Raw genomic sequence first — 17,780 nt, 5'->3', positions numbered from 1 at the left:
CGAGTAAGCGGGCAGCCCGCGGCCGACGCAAGGGGCTACGCCTCGTCCCTCGGCGGCAATGTGTAATGCACTCTCATCGTCCTTGGATCGCGCTTGACGATCTGCAGCACGCCCTCGCGTTCCGCCAGGGCGTTGAGTTCCCTCAGCACGAGAGAATGCGCTATCCCCAGCATGCGCGCAAAGGTGCGGCTGTCACGCGCAATCCCCAGCTCCGCGGCGACGAGCAGGCCGGCTTGTATCGACGTCAATTGGGCATCTCTGCCTTGCGCCGCCGCGACGAGGGCAAGAAAGCGATCGACCTCGGCTGCCTCTACGCTCACGCGGCTTTTCGCCGGCGGAAGGACACCATGATCGATTTCGAAGTGGGCGTATCGCTTTCCCTGCCGGCGCTGCCAAGCGGCACGAGCACGTTCAGTTCGGGGTAATAACCCGCTATGCTTCCCCGGGGGATGTCATAGGGCACAAAGCGGAAATTCTCAGCGATGCGCTCGATACCGTCCTCATGCTCGCCGACCACGTCGACCCGGTCGCCGGCCTCGGCATGCATCGCCTGCAGATCCGCCGGGTGAATGAAGATGACCTGCCGCTCCCCGTAAACGCCGCGATATCGGTCATCGAGGCCATAGACCGTCGTATTGTATTGATCGTGCGACCGGAAGGTCTGCAGGGCGAAACGCCCCTCACCCTTTCGCGCCCGCTGATGCACCGTCTCTTCCGGAAGCGGCTCGGCAGAGAATGACGCCTTGCCTGCCGGCGTATCCCACTCCCGATGGGCGGCCGTGTTGCGCAGGTGGAAACCGCGCGGCTTGCGCAGGCGCGCATTGTAATTTTCGAAGCCCGGGATAGTCGCCGCGATATGATCGCGAATGCGGTCGTGGTCGCCGGCGAGCTCTGTCCAGTCGACCACGGCGGCGCCGACCGTCGCTTGCGCAATGCCGGCAATGATGGCGACTTCCGAGAGGAGATGCGGTGAGGCAGGGCGATTGATGCCGGCGGAACCGTGCACCATGCTCATCGAATCCTCGACGCTGACGAGCTGGGAGTTGCCCGCCGCGTTCATATCCATCTCGGTGCGCCCGAGGCACGGCAGGATGAAGGCGGCCTCACCGGGCATGAGATGCGAATGATTGGGTTTGGTGGCGATGTGCACCGTCAGCTTCAGCCGCCGCAGCGCCTTTTCGACAAGGGCGCTGTCGGGAGTGGCGCGGGCGAAATTGCCGCCAAGCCCGATGAAGGCCTCGGCCGAGCCGTCGAGCATCGCGCCGATGGCGGCAAGGACATTGTGGCCATGTTCGCGGGGAACGGCGAAGCGGAAGTGTTTCTCCAGCGCATCGAGGAAATCGTCCGACGGCTTTTCGTTGATGCCGACGGTGCGGTCGCCCTGCACGTTGGAATGCCCGCGAACCGGGCAAAGGCCGGCACCCGGCCGGCCGATATTGCCGCGCAGGAACATGAAATTGGCGATCTCGCGGATCGTCGCGACCGAATGCAGATGCTGGGTCACGCCCATCGCCCAGGTGCAGATGACCTTCTCGGCGTTGATATAGACATCGGCCGCCCGTTCGATCTCCTGCCGGCTCAGTCCCGATTGATCCTCGATCTCAGCCCAACTCGTTGCCTCGACCGCTGCCCGATATTCCGCAAAACCCGCGCAGTGTTCGGCGAGAAATGCATGGTCGAGAACGGAGGGCAGACCGGCGGCGACCGCTGCCTCTTCCGCAGCCAGCACGGCCTTCGCCATCCCGCGCACCGCGGCCATGTCGCCGCCGAGTTGCGGCTGGAGATAAAGGCTGGCGATGTCGGTCGAACCGCCGCGCAGCATCTCGATCTTGTCCTGAGGATCGGAGAAGCGCTCCAGGCCGCGTTCGCGGATCGGATTGAAGACGACGATGCGCGCGCCGCGGATCGCCGCCCGGCGCAAGTCGCCGAGCATGCGGGGATGGTTGGTGCCCGGGTTCTGTCCGATCACGAAGATCGCATCGGCCTCTTCGAAATCCTCCAGAAGCACCGTGCCCTTGCCCACACCGACCGCCTGGCGCATGGCGATGCCGCTTGCCTCGTGGCACATGTTGGAGCAGTCGGGAAAATTGTTCGTGCCATAGACGCGCACGAAGAGCTGGTAGAGGAAGGCCGCCTCGTTGCTCGCCCGGCCGGACGTATAGAATTCCGCCCGGTTGGGATGATCGAGACCCTTAAGAATGGCTCCGATTTCGGCGAAGGCATCCCCCCACGCGACCGGCAGATAACGGTCGCTCGCCGCATCGTAGCGCATCGGATGCGTCAGGCGGCCGTTGAGTTCCAGCTCATAATCCGTCAGCCGGCGAAGCTGCGATACCGTATTGTCAGCGAAGAAAGCGGGCGTTGCCCGCTTCTCCGTCGCCTCCCAGGCGACGGCCTTCACACCGTTTTCGCAGAACTCGAACGACGATCCGTGTTCCGGATCGCCCCAGGCGCAACCCGGGCAATCGAACCCATCCGGCTGGTTCGCCTTCAGCATCGTCCGCGCCCCGGAAATCGGCATGCCGCTTTGAAGCAACTGCTTCCCGCAGCTCTTCAACGCGCCCCAGCCGCCGGCTGCCGCCGATTTCTTGCCAATGAATTTTTTGTCCATGCGCCCTGTATTGTCGAAGCGAGGAAAACATCAAGGCCGCAGGAGCGATGGATCGATAGGAAAAACCTATCAAGGATTCAATCAACCAACGTCCTTCATGGCATGCCGTTCGTCGGGCGAATGTGCCAGGATGCGATTGCGGCCTTGCGTCTTGGCGTCGTAGAGCGCCGCATCGGCCTCCGTCAGGAGACGGTTCGGGTTGACCCTCAAGGTGGCGCCGGTCGCGCAGGATATGCCGATACTGGCGGTCACTCGTCCGAATTCGCTGCCGGAATGAACGATATTCTCCTGGTTTAGGAGACGTGCGAATTGCTCGGCAACGATCATTGCCCCTTTCGCACTGGTCGCCGGAAGCAGAACCACGAATTCCTCTCCGCCGTAACGTGCGACGATGTCTGCCGGCCGGCTGACGGACTGGCGAAGGCACTTGCTGACGACACGCAGGCATTGGTCTCCGGCGGGATGACCGTAGGTGTCGTTATAGGCCTTGAAGCGGTCGATATCGACCATCAGCAGGCTGAACGGCGTGTTCTTCCTGGCGCTGCCGGTGGTCTCGCGTGCGAAAGCTTCGTCGAAGGCCCGACGATTGACGATGCCGGTGAGCCCGTCGGTCTCGGCAAGGGACTTCAGTTGCTCCGCCGACAGCCTGAGCGCGATTTCCGCCTGCTTCGTCGCGGTGACGTCCGAGACGACGGCCATCGCCGTGCCGTCTTCGGCAAGCCTTGTCCGGATGCTGCGCCAGTCGCCGTTATAAAGCTGGACCTCTTCGTCCTTGTTGCTGTGCAGCGCAGCACTGGCGACCTTGATCCATTCTTCGAGGTCATTGTCCGGAATACCGGTGCGCTCGTTTGTTTCGGCGACGCGGCGGAGAATGTCGCTGATATGGGCGCCAACCACGCGCGCATCCCCGGATAGCGGAAAGGCGGTGCGATACTGCTCGTTGCAGAAAACAAGGAAACCCTTGCTGTCGTACATGGCGATACCGTCGGACATGCCGGCCATCGCATGCGACAGCAGGTTCTTGCTTTCGCGCAATTCCCGCTCCAGGACGGTACGCTCCGTAATGTCACGTGTTACGCCCGCAAGGCCGATCACCCGCCCCTGCCTATCGCGCAGCGGCACCTTGGAGGCGAGCAGGGATCTGCCTTCGATATGCTCGGTAGAGTCGATCAGAGGCACCCCGGTGTCCATAAGCTGCTGTTCGAGATAATACAATTCTTCAGCGAGCGGGCGCGACAGGAGATTAAAATCTGACAATCCGGTCATCTCCGCCGTCGTCTTGAAACGATAAAGGCGGATCATATTTTCGTTGACGGTGATGAACCGGCTGTTTCGATCCTTCACGTAGAGATAGTCGGGCGACTGCGAAAATGCGGTCACCAATATGCTTCGCTCCAGCGCCCATTGTTGGGTCTTCAACAGAATGAAACCACACAGCGCAGTCGCCAGGCAGTTCAATACGGTCATGGGCAGACCGATCATGGCCAGCACACGGGCGTGCACCAGGGTGGGAAGCGTCGCCATCAACACGACAAGAGAGGCGCCGAGCGCGAGGCCCAGCAGGCCAACGTCCATGAGCCGGGGAGATCTCTTGCGGATCCAGAAATTGCCAATCAGGCCGATGCCGGTCGCGACAGCAATCGCGACGAGACCGTCGATCATTGCCGTGCCGCCGACCCAGAAGCGAAAGGCCATCGCCAGCGACGCCGCAAAAGCCGCCGCGATCGGCCCGCCGAACATGCCCGCCAAAGCAAGCGGCGAGAAGCGCAAGTCGATATAGAGGCCGGGATTGAATTCGACGGCCAGCAATATCGATCCGATCGAGGCCGCGCCGGCTACGATTCCGAAGGCGATTTTCTCCTGCCTGGCCGAACTGCGCTGAAACTGGATCGAAAAATGCGCCCAGAGCGAAATGGCCAGGCACACGAAAGAAAGGTTGCCACCGAATTGCGTCCAGATGCCACTCACTGCGTTGGATCCACCTTCCAATACATGTACCGAACTGATCATAGGGCAACACTGGTTTGAGCTTAGTTAAATCGGAGACCCATCAGGCTATTTCATTTGCAGATGCGTCTCCGGGCCGAAGCGAGTGCTGGAGACGGTGAAGTATGCGCAGGGCCTTGCTGCCAGATTTGACGACATGAGAAAGACGCTGAACCGGATTGAAAGGTCATGCCCGAAGACGGCAGGAGACATCATGTCCGCAATGCGCTGCAGTTCAACGGATAGCGCCCGATGCGATAAGGCATGCTTAACAACTGCATCCTGGGCCTCGGGACATCTATCCGGATAGCGCAATAGTTGCGCTATCCGGATAAGCATGCGCATTTGGACTATCGTGTTGCGCACCAAAGCGCTCGTGAAGCTACGAGAGAGATCGCGCCGCTGCTGTTCATAACGCACCCGCGGTCACGATCCCGGCTCTTTCACTACTTGCAGATCGCCGCAGCCAAAAAGCCACGCATCGCCTCGCCATAGGGCGGCCGCATCATGTATTCCGCTTCCACCATCTTGCTCTGGTGATAGACGGCGCGCGGATGCGAGAAAGTGAGGAAGCCGAATTTGCCGTGATAGGCTCCCATGCCCGAATGGCCGACGCCGCCGAAAGGCAGGCCTTCCGCCGTGACGTGGCTCATGCAGTCGTTGACCGTCACCCCGCCTGAAGTCGTATTGTCGAGGACACGGCGTTCCTCCTGCCGATCCTGGCTGAAATAGTAGAGAGCGAGGGGGCGCGGCCTGGCATTGATACGATCGATGACGTCGGCGATATCGCGATAGGCAATGACGGGCAGCACCGGTCCGAAGATTTCCTCCTGCAGCACGCGCATGTCTTCCGTCGGGTCGAGGATCAGGGTCGGGGGTATGCGATGGGCCGATTGCTGGGAGAAATTCTCCGCCGCCGGGTTGATCTCGACGATCCCAGCGCCCTTGGCCCTGGCATCGTCGATCAGGCCCTGGACGCGGGCGTGATGGCGGGCATTGACGATCGAGGTGTAATCGGGATTTTCCTTCAACGCCGGATACATCGCGCCAACCGCCGCGACCGCGTGTCCGGCAAAGGCTTCGACGCTTTCCTCGGGCACATAGACATGATCGGGCGCAAGGCAGATCTGGCCGGCATTCAGCGTCTTGACCGTCATGACGCGGCGCGCCGCGTCGGCGAGATCGGCCGAGCGGCCGACGATGACGGGCGACTTGCCGCCGAGTTCTAGCGTCAGCGGCGTCAGGTTTTCCGCCGCCGCGCGCATGACATGATGGGCGATCGCGGTCCCGCCAGTGAAGATCAGGTGGTCGAAGGCCAGTGACGTGAAGGCAGTGCCCGTCGCGGGTCCGCCCTGAACGACTGAGATTTCCGTTTCGTCGAAGGCGCCGGCGATGAGCTTCGCCATCAAGGCTGATGAAGCCGGCGTCACCTCCGAGGGCTTGATCATGGCGCGGTTGCCGGCGGCGAGAATGCCGGCAAGCGGCGCAAGGGCGAGCTGATAGGGGAAATTCCAGGGGCTCAGGATTCCGACAACCCCCTTCGGCTGATAGACCACTTCAGCGACCGCATCCGGAAACAGTGCCTCGTGCTCTTCCGGCTTCAGCCATTCGGCAAGATGGGCCTTGGCATATTTGAGCGAACCGACGCAGGTGAAGACGTCGAGAAGCAGGCTCGCCTCGACGCTGCGGCTGCCGAAATCGTCCGAGAGGGCCGCGGCGATCGCATCCTTATGATCGACCAGAAGGGCGATGACGCGGTCGATGCGATCGATGCGGGTCTCGATGCTTGGCGGCCCTTCCCTCAGGAAAGACGTCTTTTGCCGGTCCAGCAGCGCCTTCATGGCATCGGCACTGGTATCGGTGGCGATCGGGGTGACGGTGTTCATTGTTTCCTCCCTTGAACGGTGTCAGACGGCCGGCTGGCGTACGATCGGTTTCAGCACGATGCCCTTTTCCGAATCCTCCACCGCCTGGTTGATGTCGGCGAAATCATAGAAGGTGACGAGCCTGTCGAAGGGGAAGCGCCCCTGCCGATGCAGGTCGATCAATAGCGGGATCAGCACGTCCGGATTGGAATCGCCCTCGACGATGCCGCGGACCCGTCGTCCGCCGGAGAGGATATGCGTAAGGTCGAGCGTCAGCGTCGCGCCGTGCGGCGAGGCCCCGACGATGCCGCAGGTGCCGCGCGGCGCCAGCACCCGCACACACTGGTCGATGACGGCGGGCACGCCGGAGGCATCGATCGCATAATCAACGCCGGCGCCGGTCAGCGCCATGATCGCGGCAACCGCGTCGCTTGTCTTGCCGTTGACGATATCGGTGGCGCCGAGTTCCGCCGCAAGCGCCAGCCGCGTCTCGTTGACGTCGACGGCGATGATCCGCGAAGCGCCGACGACCCGCGCCGCCATCACCGCGGCAAGACCGACAGAGCCCATGCCGAAAACCGCGAGCACTTTTCCCGGTTCGACCTTGAGCGCGTTCATGACCGCGCCGGCGCCGGTCTGGATGCCGCAGGCGAGCGGCCCGAGCAGCGCCAGATCGGCATCTCCAGGCACTTTCACGATATTGCGTTCATGGCACAGCGCATGGCTGGCAAAGGAGGATTGCCCGAAAATATTGCCGTGAACCCGCTCCCCCTCGCATGAGAGCCCGCTCGAACCATCGGCACGCGCACCGAAGAAATTGCGCGGGAAGAATTCGTGGCAATAGGTTTCCTCGTGATCATTGCAGCTCGGGCAATGGCCACAGGAGTTGAAGGTCATGACCACATGATCGCCGGGCTTGACCTTGGCGACACCCGGCCCGACCCGCTCGACGATGCCGGCGCCCTCGTGGCCGAGCACGACCGGCTGCGGCACCGGCAGGTGCTGGTCACGCATGACGATATCGGTGTGGCAGACCCCTGTCGCCACGACGCGAACCAGGATCTCGCCCTCGCGCGGCTCCTCCAGATCGAGCCTTTCCAGCGAAAACGGCATATGCGGCGCACGCGCCACCGCGGCATGGATTTTCATTCTATCCTCCTCCCGAGATCAATCTGCGCCCTCAGCCGCGCTTGTAAGCGCCGAGCCCCGGCTGATAGGTCTTGTCGTCGAGGAACTGTTTCAGCCCCTCGTCGCGCCCCTTGGTCTTGTCGAGAAACAGCATCTGCTCCAGCTTGGCGTAGATGTAATCGTCGGCGAGATCCCATGGCAGGTTGCGCACCCGCTTGTAGGTGTCCTTGGCGGCCTTCAGCGTCACCGGGTTCTTTTCGAGCAGGCTGGCGCAGATCTTGCGGACCCGGGTTTCAAGCTCGGCCAAAGGCACCGCCTCGTTGACGAGACCCATTTCCGCGGCCTTGCGCCCATCGAACAGTTCGCCGGTCATGATGTAGTAGAGCGCGTCGCGATGGCGCATCACTTCGGCGACAGCACGGGTGACGTTGCCGCCCGGCAAAATGCCCCAGTTGATCTCGGAGAGGCCGAATTTCGCCTCCTCGGCGGCGATGGCGAGATCGCAAGACACCAGCGGCGTGAAGGCGCCGCCGAAGCACCAGCCGTTGACCATGGCGATGGTCGGCTTTTCGAAATACATCAGCCGGCTCCACCAGTTGCCGGACTGGCGCCGCGCCTTCAGCGTGGCGTCACGCGGCTTGCCGTCATTGTCGCGGAAATATTCCTTCAGATCCATGCCGGCCGACCAGGATTCGCCGGCGCCGCGCAGGACGAGGACGCCGCAGCGCTCGTCGCCCTCGAGTTCGTCGAGCACCTCGAGCATCCGGACATTCAGGGCCGGATTCATCGCATTGCGCTTTTCCGGACGGTTGAGGGTCACGAAAGCGATGCCACTATCGAATTCGACCAGAACCGGCGATTTCATTTCAGTCATGGTTTACTCCATTGGTTTCGGCGTGAAGGCGCAAGCCGCGTCACAAGGCCTGTCGTTGAAGGGTTTCGTCGGAATGGAACTGGCGCAGAACATGTTTCTGCACCTTGCCGGAGGCGGTGCGGGGAATGCTCTCGACGAAGAGGATGCGGGCCGGACGCTTGAAGGCGGCAAGCCTTGCCGCGCAATGGCCGGCGATCTCATCACCCGTTGCCACGGCACCCGGCCGCAGCACGATATAGGCGACGCCGCATTCGCCCCACCTGAGGTCGGGAATGCCGACGACCGCGGCATCGAGAATATCGGGATGGCTTGCGAGCGCCGCTTCGACCTCGGCGGGGTAAACATTCTCGCCGCCGCTGATATACATATCCTTCAGCCGGTCGACGATGCGATAGAAGCCGTTCGCTTCGCGCCGGCCGAGATCGCCGGTGCGGTACCAGCCGTCGGTGAAAGCGGCCGCGGTTTCCCGCGGCTTGTTCCAGTAACCCGGCGTTACCGCCGGCCCGCGCAGCCAGAGTTCGCCAATCTCGCCTTCGTCAACGTCGCGGCCGTCCTCGCCGACGATGCGAATGTCGAGCAACGGTGCGGGAAGACCGACGCTGCCGGGATTGTCCTGCACGGCGCGCCGGTCGATCGGCACATGCAGCACCGTTCCGGCCTCGCTCATGCCGTAACCGTTGACCAGCGCAACGCCGTCGTCGAGATAGCTTTCGATCAGCGCCCGCGTCAGCGGCGCGCCGCCGACGAAGAGCGCATGCAGGCCGGAAAGCGCCGCGGCGCTATAGGCGGGGTCGTTGCGCAAGGCGAGCGCGATCTGCGGCACGGCGAAATAATGGGTGATGCCGCGCTGCCGGTCGGCAAGGGCTGCAAGCGTGCGCGCCGGCGTGAAGCGGTCGGAAATGACAAGCGTGCCGCCCAGCATCAACGTGGTGCGCGCCACCGCGATCAGCCCGATCGTGTGAAAGAACGGCAGGTCGCACAATGCGACGGAACCTCGCCCGATCTCTCCGACCATGGAAAAATTGATGGCGGCGAAAAAGGCGTTGCGGCGGGTGATGACGACGCCCTTCGGCTGCCCCGTCGTGCCCGATGTGTAGAGAAGCACGCAAGGTTCATCGGCATCGATAGTCACCGGGCCGGCCGGACGGCTCGCCTCGATCCGCGCGGCGAGCCCGGCCGGGCCATCGGCCGTCGATATCAGCGCCATTTCGGGATCGACGCCCGCGACGCTTACCGCCGTTGCCGCGAACTCCTCGTCGTGAACGAGCAGAGCCGGCGTGCAATCGGCAAGGATCGGCCGCAACTCCGCGGCGTTGAGGCGCCAGTTGAGCGGCACGTAGATGGCGCCGGCGCGCTGGCAGGCAAAGGCAAGCACGATCGAATCCACCGAATTGCGCGCCAGCATGGCGACACGCGCCCCATCCCGCCGCGCCCCGAGCATATCGTTGAGCAAGCCGGCGCAGCGGGCGATCCGCGCATCGAGCCCGACATAGGTAAGCTGCCGGCCGGTGGCGATCTCGAACAGAGCCGGACGGTCCGGTGCGACGCGCGCGCGGTAAAGGATCGGATCATCCGTCACCAGTCCGCAATCTGCCGACGAAACCATCCCGGAAAAGGAATGCGCCATGTTCTCCTCCCATGCCCGCCGCTCCTCTGCAGCCGGCATCAAATTTGTATGTAACACATACTAATATTTTTCAGCTGAGATGCAAGAGGCTGTTCAAGGCAAATCCGACCGTTCGAATGGACGCGGGGAAATCCGCGATGCCGATATTGACTAACCCGCTGATTTTGATGGTTATGACCCCGAACGAGGCGAGAGCGAACCATGGGCACAAAATCACCGCAGGACGATGTCGAGGGCGAAGATGCCCCCGCGACGCCGGCGCTCGACGTCGGCCGCCTTGGCGATCTGCTCGGCTTCCATCTGCGCATGGCGCATGTCGCAATCTATCGCGACTTTGCCGAAACCATGGAGGAGCTGGCGCTGACGCAGAAGCAGCTCGCCGTGATGGAACTCGTCGCCGGCAATCCCGGCGCCTCGCAGATCGACCTTGCCAACACGCTCGGCACCGACCGGGCGACGATGATGGCCCTCGTCAACCGGCTGGCCGCCCGCGACCTGATCGAACGCCGCCCCTCCGCGGCCGACCGCCGCCGCCAGGAATTGCATCTGACGAAGGCGGGACGCGCGGTGCTCGCGCGGGCGCGTGAGCTGATCGACAAGCACGAACAGCGTTTCCTTGAGCTGTTTTCGCGCGACGAAATGGACGCGCTGCTGATGGCGCTGAAACGGATATACAAGGGGAACTGAAATCCCCGCGCGCTTGGGAAGTAAGCCGCATCCAAGCTGATAGATTTCGCTTGGGAAAGTCCCGTGTTATGATCCCGGCCCTGGCGTCGTCCGCCGTGGGTTCTGCACACGGAGACTTGTCTCATGAGTGAAATGGACGTGCTTTTTGCCACCCTGCGACAGGCGGCTGACCCGCAGACGGTTGAGTGCATCGAAAACGTCGTCAAACATGGCTCGGATCGCGATCTCAATCGCATCAATGCGCTCGCCTTTGCCGACAAGCATCATCTCGATGAAGAGAAAACCATTGCGGCGCTTCTGCATGCCGCCCGCATCGGCGTCTTCGAAATGACCTGGAATGTCCTTTGTCCGGGATGTGGCGGCGTCCTCGACAGCGGCGCCACCCTCAAGGGGGTCGTCCAGGACACCTATCATTGCGCGCTCTGCGCGGCCGGATACGAACCGACCCTCGACGAGATGGTCGAGGTAACCTTCACCGTTAGTCCAAGAGTGCGCAGGATTGCCGCCCACGACCCCGATCGGCTGCCTCCGCTTGAATACTACCGCCAGATCTTCTTCAGCTCCGGCGTCGACCTGCCGCAGGACTTAGAGGCGAAGTTCGATCGCATCCAGCTGGAGATGATCGAGTTGGCGCCGGGCGAGAAGGCTTTCGTCTCGCTGCAACTGCCGGCGCAGTTCGTCATCATCTTCGATGCGGTCACACACTCGGCGCAGTTCATCGACGTGCAGGGCGAGCCCACCGACGAACGTCAAACCCTGTCGATGATCATCAGCCGGACGCATGCGCTGAACGAAACGCTGACCCTGCGTCCCGGCCTGCTGCGGCTCACCCTCGAGAACCACACCGATCGCCGAGTGGTGCCGAATGTCTGCATCGCCGGAGACGAACTGCACGACCTCCTGGGCCGCAGGCGGCCTTTCCTGACAGCCAAACGCCTGCTGACGAACCAGAGCTTCCGGGACATCTATCGGACCGACACGCTCGACGTCGACCAGCGCCTGAAGATCACCAGCCTGACGTTCCTCTTCACCGACTTGAGGGGCTCGACCGCGCTCTACGAGCGCGTCGGAGATCTCGCCGCCTTCGATCTGGTGCGCGCGCATTTCAGGGTTCTTCACGAGATCGTCGCCACAGAGGCCGGAGCCGTGGTCAAGACCATCGGCGATGCCGTGATGGCGACCTTCCCCAGCCCGGACCGCGCGGTGGCGGCAGCACTCAGGATGCGCGAGGCGATGCTGCGGCTGAATGCCGAACACGGCAGCGACGATCTTCTGCTGAAGATCGGCATTCACGAGGGACCATGCCTCGCCGTCAACCTCAACGACCGGCAGGACTATTTCGGCCAGACCGTCAATATCGCCTCCCGCGTCCAGGGCCTTGCCGATCCCAATGTGATCATGACGACGGAGGCAATCGTCGGGGATGCCCAGGTTTCGGAGATCCTGCGCGACGGCGGCATCTCATCGGTCTCCCGGCTGGCGGAGCTTCAGGGCATAGGGCGCGAGGTGAGGATTTTTGCGCTGTCGTGAGCTGGGTTTGCTCTTTGAGGTCGGGCCAAGTTGAGCGGTCTCCGCTAACGGTCCGAAGCGGATTTTCATTGGGCAATCAAAGTTCAGCAGCTTCGCGCCTTCTTACCAGTCGTCGCGGCAGAACTTACCATTGCCCGAGAGGGGACTTCCGTTCGTTTAGACACTACTGCTGGACACTATCTGCGGTCATCCTATCAACAAGCCAAGGCCGCTTCTTTCACGGTAGCGACCCCGACTTCACAAGCCGGCAATCACGACTAGAGCGGTTCAGCTTTTAACGGAAGCGCAGAACCGCTCCATCCTTTTGTTTTTGCGCAACTCCCGGCAAAACCGCTTCGCGCTTTGCCTGGGAAATCCGCTTCGCACTTTTCCTGGAATTGCACTAGGCGAGGGATCACCTCAGAGCGTGTCGATCAGTCCTCCGTCCACACGCATGGAAGCCCCGGTCGTCGCGGATGCCAAAGGCGAGGCGAGGTAGGTTACGAGGTTGGCGATCTCCTCGACGCTCGCAGCTCGTTGGATAATCGAACTTCCACGATGTTGCTTGACGAAGTCCGCAGCGACCTCCTCGATCGACTTGCCCGTCTTCGCACGCTCTTCGGCAAGCATCGCCTCAACGCCTTCGGACAGTGTTGGGCCGGGGAGGACCGAGTTGACGGTAATGCCCGTACCAGCCATGCGCTTGGCGAGCCCGCGGGCAACCGCGATATCGGCGGTCTTGCTAACGCCGTAGTGAATCATCTCCACTGGAATATTAAAGCCGGATTCCGATGCGATGAAGATGACGCGACCCCAGTTGACGGTCTGCATGCCCGGAAGGTAGGCACGCGAAAGCCTGACGGCCGACATGACGTTTACCTGCCAGTGGCGATCCCAGACCTCGTCGCTCGCCTCGAAGAAGTCGAGCGGCTGGAAGATGCCCGCATTGTTGATCAGAATATCGACATGATGAACCTTGGCGACGAGAGCTTCACACCCTTCAGCAGTTGCGACATCGGCTGCGATGGCGGCCACGGTGCCCCCGGCACCTTCGCCTTTCAGGCGTTCGGTCGCCTTAGCGGTCTTTTCTTCGGACCGTCCGTTGATCACCACGTCCGCGCCGGCCCTCGCGAGCTGGCGGGCGATCGCGTAGCCGATGCCTTCGGTAGATCCAGTAATCAGCGCGGTTTTGCCTGTGAGGTCGATCTGCATCTGCGGCTCCTTCTGAGGTTGGACCAGTGAAGGTATGACCTGGCGGTCGGTCTCGCAACAGCCCGCGACGTCGATGATCCTTTCGGGTGGAACCCGTGGCGGTGCACTGGAAGCGGGTTTGTAAGCTGATCCAGAAGCAGATGACATTCTCTCAGAGTTCGAGCAGTGATCCGGCAAGCGCGACACTTGGAAAGAAGGCAACAGCTCGATTGGCAGACCTAAGGTGTCCGCAGTCCCTTATGAATCGTCCGGAAACCGGTAATTCATTCTCGTATAAATCTGCTCGAATCCAGCCGCGATGAGATTGGCGTGAGAGATATTCGGCTCATCGGCAGAAGGTTGGGCGGTTTCGACGACGAATGTCTGAACGCCCTGGCTGGCGCCTTGGTTCAGACGCGCGGCAATCAGGGCCTTCTGTGCCCCGCGATTGCGAAACTCGGGAACGGTCGAGCCCCCGCCAAGCCACGCAAAGCCGTCTGCCGCATACATCGCGCCGGTCGCAATCGGCCTGCCGTCCAATTCCGCGAAAAAACAGCTCCAACCGTCCTTCCCGACGATCGCTGACCAAAGCGGGGTCAGGTTTGCCGGAAAGTGAAATCCGGCGCACATCATCGAACCGAAGATCTCGGCTTCGGTGACATTGACCTGCCGGGTCGCGACCTCTCCAGAATGGATGAGTGGCGTGGAAGGCGCTGTTCGCCGGAGTTTTGCCCATCCGTGACCTTGGGCAACAAGGCCCCGTTTCCTTGTCCAGTCGTGTGTCCGTTGAGGAGCGGTGGCAGCGTTCATTTGTAAGTAGCGTCGGCCCGCCCTTTTGCTCATCCATTCACAGGCCATGTCGAGATCTTCAGGTGCCACGATGCCGAGCACCCGATTGAGACCGATGGCGGGCGCGCTTGGCAGCGATATTGCGCAACCTCCAGCCAATGGCATGCAGCGAAACTCAGCCTGGTCGACGAACGTCTGGGGCGCGATCATGAAGAGGTCGATAAATGCTTTCACTTCGATGAGTTCTTCTTCCGGCACCATTTGGCGCGATGCTGACGGGCGATCCATGCTCGTGTCCTTAACGATAAAACGGCCAAACAGACTTCACCGCAGCGACGTCAGCAACGGTGTAAGCCGGCGGTTGCGAGCGGGGTTAAGTCAGGAAGTCCGCTATCGCGGTGGCAATTTCTCGGGAATGCGTCTCCAACGCGAAGTGGCCTGTATCGAGGAGCTGGATCTCAGCGTTCGGGAGATCGCGTCTAAAGGCCTCCGCACCTGCGGGCAGGAAGAAGGGATCCTTGTCGCCCCAGATTGCCAGGAACCTGGGTTGATACCGGCGGAAATATGCTTGAAACATCGGATACAGGACCACGTTGCTCGCGTAGTCGAGCGCAAGGTCGAGTTGGATTTCTTCACTATCCGGACGCGCCATGTGGAAGGCGTCGAGCGAATAGCCATCGGGAGACACGTTCGATAAATCCGAAACGCCATGCTCGTACTGCCAGCGGATGGCGGCGGGTTTCATGATCTCGCGCAGCGCATCGCGGTTGGCGGTCGTAGGATCGGACCAGTATCGCCTGATCGGATTCCAGACGTCGCTCAACCCCTCTTCGTAGGCATTGCCATTTTGGGAAATGATTGCCGCCACCCGCTCCGGGTTCTTCATCACGATGCGGAAGCCGATGGGTGCTCCGATATCGAAAGCGTAGAGGGCAAATCGTTCGATGCCCAGCACCTCAATGAACCTCTGGATGATGTGGGCAAGATTGTCGAACGTGTAGGCGAAATTTTCGCGCGCGGGCGCCTCCGACTGGCCGAACCCCGGTATGTCGGGCGCGATAAGGTGAAATCGGTCGGCGAGCAGCGGAAAAGAGATCGCGGAACATGTGGCTCGAAGACGGAAATCCGTGCAGCAATAACAGGGTCGGTTTGGCTGGTTCTCCGGCCTGCCGATAAAATACTTCGAGACCGTCGATATCAACGCGGTGATAGGTGGTATGCCTCATGTCGTTCTTCCCCCTTAGAAACCGAAATCGCTGAGACCGGGGTGCTGGCTGTCCTCGCTATAGGCCAGTGCTACCTTTTCGGGATTACGGCTATTCCAGCCATCGTCGGCAAGCCGAACCCTCTCTGTTGCGGAAGCCGCTGAAAAGGGTGGTAAAAGGGGTCTTGTGGCGTTCATCATAGAATTCCCAAGGCCGTGATCCGAGCACGCAGCTCTGCATTCTCCGCTTCCAATTGAGCCAAGCGCTCACGTAATGGTGTCACCGCGTTCTCGACTTCGAGTTCGGTATAACGCGGTGTGATATGCTGAGGGCAATTCCAATCGAAGGCCTCCAGCCGTAACCGGAAAATCCGCTCAGCCTTTGCTCGGTAGCCGGCATCCAAAACAAGATCGGTCAGTGCGGGGTCGGTATCAAGTGCCAGCTTCTCGACACGCATGTAGATCTTGAGCCGGGCTCGCCGAGGGTAATCCACCAGTAAGAGGCAGGCCCGATCATTCGCGGCAAAGTTTCCGGTACTGATGTACTGGCGGTTGCCCCTATAGTCGGCAAAAGCGAGCGTCTTATTGTCTACGATCTTGAGAAAACCCTTTGGCCCACCGCGATGCTGAACATAAGGCCAGCCGGTTTCCGACACAGATGCAACGTAGAAGCTGTCCCGTGCGGCGATGAAGGAAAGCTCGCTGTCGGTGAAACTATCCGACTCGCGATGGTGGTCGTCCAACCAAATCTGATCAGCACCCATCTCAGCTTGGGAAAGCCGCACATTCGGAGTAATTGCAACTTCCAAAAAATGGTACGGCATGGGAGATCTCCAAAATCTGGAATTCAGTAACCGCTGTTCAGCAGTGCGACCTCGGTTTGGCGGAACCTCGGTCACACCGCCGGTGACCATGCCTGATGTTCACTTCTTTCCGATGTTGCGATCCAGGAAGTCGTTGATAAGGGGGGCGACGACGTCCAGTTTTTCTTCAAGCAGGAAGTGACCTGAATTCAGGATATGAATTTCGGCATCCGGAAGATCCTTGAGATAAGGATGAACGCCGGCCTCAGGAAAGATGTAATCGTTCTTGCCCCAGACGATGAGCGTGGGCGGTTTGCGCTCACGAAAGAAGTTTTGGAAGTCAGGGTAAAGCGGCACGTTGGTGCGATAATCATACAACATATCGAGCTGGATATCCTTGTTGCCTGGTCGGTCCAGAAGAGCCTGGTCGTGAACCCAGTTGTCAGGGCTGATGCGCGACACGTCTTCCATGCCATCGGTATATTGGAACTTGGTCGTTTCGAGCGTGACCAGACCGGAGAGCGCCTCACGGCTCTTCTCTGCGCCATCGGACCAATAGGTCTTGATGGGATCCCAAAATTCCTTCAGCCCTTCATCATAGGCATTGCCGTTCTGGATGATCAGCGCACTGATCCGTTCCGGATGTTTCAGCGCCAGGCGGTATCCCACCGGTGCACCATAATCCATAACGTACATCGCGTACCTTTTGACCGCCAAATGATCCAGCAACTTGTCTACGATATTAGCGACCCCGCCAAACGTATAGGCAAATTTGCTACGATCGGGAGATTCGCTTTGCCCGTAACCCGGATAGTCCGGCGCTATGACGTGGTATCGGTCTGCGAGGAGCGGGATCAGATTCCGGAACATGTGGGACGACGTCGGAAAACCATGGAGCAGCAACACGACCGGAGCGTCAGCCGGCCCGGCTTCCCGGTAGAAGATTTCGAGACCCTCGATCTTCGCGGTTCGGTAGTGAATGGGAACCGGAGCCTCGTGAACGTCTGTCGTGGCCTGCGCGGGAAGCGCTGATGCCACTGTTGCGACAGTCATGCTGGCGGTCGCCAGCATCAGGCACATAATCAAGCTACGCATGATGGTCTCCCCATAAATCGAGATGAAACAAAAATTGGTTTCGAACGAGGGCTGCTGTCGGTCGTCCGGATCGCGCAAGCGCCGTCGCGATAAAACAATGTCACCGGAGGCTGCTGCCTCAGGTCAGGAAATGGCAGTGGTATGGAATTCGATGCACGTAAATGTTCGATATGAACACGACGACGGTTCAGCCGACATCGTCGTTCATCAAAGACGTCTCGATGTGTAGGAGTAAGCGGGTTTGCGATCGCTCTCAATTACGATCTAGGTCACGTGCAACTAGACAATGGCATTGTAACCATAGACCTTCGTATATCGATTTGTCCTTACGCAACTCACAGAAATCTCGTAACTATTTCCGGCGGACAATCGACCACCTTTCGATATTTCCTGACTTGGAGTCGAAGCGTC

General features: G+C 60.7%; 14 protein-coding genes and 1 pseudogene. 2 read left to right on the top strand and 13 right to left on the bottom strand.

All coding sequences use genetic code 11. The features are described 5' to 3' along the window. Window positions 1-35: 35 nt before the first annotated feature. From FHX10_RS31860 to FHX10_RS31830, 7 genes are all read right to left on the bottom strand, one after another. On the bottom strand, window positions 36-320 hold the full coding sequence (locus FHX10_RS31860; RefSeq protein ID WP_063474165.1) for a hypothetical protein: 285 nt from the start codon (window positions 318-320) through the stop codon (window positions 36-38). Further along, window positions 317-2,611 (bottom strand): FdhF/YdeP family oxidoreductase, encoded by a 2,295-nt coding sequence (locus FHX10_RS31855; RefSeq protein ID WP_063474164.1) that lies wholly within the window; start codon window positions 2,609-2,611, stop codon window positions 317-319. Before FHX10_RS31855 ends, FHX10_RS31860 begins: the two co-directional genes overlap by 4 nt. A gap of 81 nt (window positions 2,612-2,692) precedes the next feature. Continuing rightward, window positions 2,693-4,621 (bottom strand): diguanylate cyclase, encoded by a 1,929-nt coding sequence (locus FHX10_RS31850; RefSeq protein WP_063474163.1) that lies wholly within the window; start codon window positions 4,619-4,621, stop codon window positions 2,693-2,695. A 422-nt stretch (window positions 4,622-5,043) separates the two neighbouring features. Further along, on the bottom strand, window positions 5,044-6,483 hold the full coding sequence (locus FHX10_RS31845) for a coniferyl aldehyde dehydrogenase (RefSeq protein WP_063474161.1): 1,440 nt from the start codon (window positions 6,481-6,483) through the stop codon (window positions 5,044-5,046). Between the two features lie 21 nt (window positions 6,484-6,504). Continuing rightward, a complete protein-coding gene (locus FHX10_RS31840) occupies window positions 6,505-7,611 on the bottom strand; it encodes an NAD(P)-dependent alcohol dehydrogenase (RefSeq protein WP_063474160.1) in 1,107 nt (368 codons plus the stop codon). 31 nt (window positions 7,612-7,642) lie between these two features. Then, window positions 7,643-8,464 (bottom strand): p-hydroxycinnamoyl CoA hydratase/lyase, encoded by an 822-nt coding sequence (locus FHX10_RS31835; protein WP_063474159.1) that lies wholly within the window; start codon window positions 8,462-8,464, stop codon window positions 7,643-7,645. Between the two features lie 40 nt (window positions 8,465-8,504). Next, on the bottom strand, window positions 8,505-10,091 hold the full coding sequence (locus FHX10_RS31830; protein WP_063474158.1) for an AMP-binding protein: 1,587 nt from the start codon (window positions 10,089-10,091) through the stop codon (window positions 8,505-8,507). A gap of 201 nt (window positions 10,092-10,292) precedes the next feature. On the opposite strand from FHX10_RS31830, the gene FHX10_RS31825 reads away from it, so the two are divergent. After that, entirely contained in the window at window positions 10,293-10,778 is a 486-nt protein-coding gene (locus FHX10_RS31825) for a MarR family winged helix-turn-helix transcriptional regulator (protein ID WP_063474157.1), read from the top strand. Window positions 10,779-10,901: 123 nt separating this feature from the next. Beyond that, window positions 10,902-12,308, top strand: a complete 1,407-nt coding sequence (locus FHX10_RS31820) for an adenylate/guanylate cyclase domain-containing protein (protein WP_063474156.1) — start codon at window positions 10,902-10,904, stop codon at window positions 12,306-12,308. A gap of 399 nt (window positions 12,309-12,707) precedes the next feature. Here FHX10_RS31820 and FHX10_RS31815 read toward each other — a convergent pair whose 3' ends face one another. The 6 genes and pseudogenes from FHX10_RS31815 to FHX10_RS31790 form a co-directional block, all read right to left on the bottom strand. Beyond that, window positions 12,708-13,499, bottom strand: coding sequence for an SDR family NAD(P)-dependent oxidoreductase (locus FHX10_RS31815; RefSeq protein ID WP_063474155.1), 792 nt, complete (start codon window positions 13,497-13,499; stop codon window positions 12,708-12,710). A gap of 237 nt (window positions 13,500-13,736) precedes the next feature. After that, window positions 13,737-14,555 carry a GNAT family N-acetyltransferase gene (locus FHX10_RS31810; RefSeq protein WP_063474154.1) on the bottom strand — a complete coding sequence of 273 codons (819 nt, stop codon included), beginning with the start codon at window positions 14,553-14,555 and terminating at the stop codon, window positions 13,737-13,739. A gap of 85 nt (window positions 14,556-14,640) precedes the next feature. Next, window positions 14,641-15,493 (bottom strand): annotated as a pseudogene (locus tag FHX10_RS31805) (alpha/beta fold hydrolase). A 14-nt stretch (window positions 15,494-15,507) separates the two neighbouring features. Next, the gene (locus FHX10_RS31800; protein ID WP_409527299.1) at window positions 15,508-15,669 is read right to left on the bottom strand and encodes a DUF1348 family protein; all 162 of its coding nucleotides are present in this window, start codon (window positions 15,667-15,669) and stop codon (window positions 15,508-15,510) included. After that, a complete protein-coding gene (locus FHX10_RS31795) occupies window positions 15,669-16,295 on the bottom strand; it encodes a pyridoxamine 5'-phosphate oxidase family protein (protein ID WP_063474153.1) in 627 nt (208 codons plus the stop codon). The genes FHX10_RS31800 and FHX10_RS31795 overlap by 1 nt, the downstream gene beginning before the upstream one ends. Window positions 16,296-16,394: 99 nt before the next feature. Then, a complete protein-coding gene (locus tag FHX10_RS31790; RefSeq protein WP_063474191.1) occupies window positions 16,395-17,369 on the bottom strand; it encodes an alpha/beta fold hydrolase in 975 nt (324 codons plus the stop codon). Between the last annotated feature and the right edge of the window lie 411 nt (window positions 17,370-17,780).

This window comes from Rhizobium sp. BK591 (assembly GCF_014195045.1).
In the GTDB taxonomy this organism is placed as follows: Bacteria; Pseudomonadota; Alphaproteobacteria; order Rhizobiales; family Rhizobiaceae; genus Rhizobium; species Rhizobium anhuiense.
This window is presented reverse-complemented; position numbering and strand designations above follow the sequence as displayed.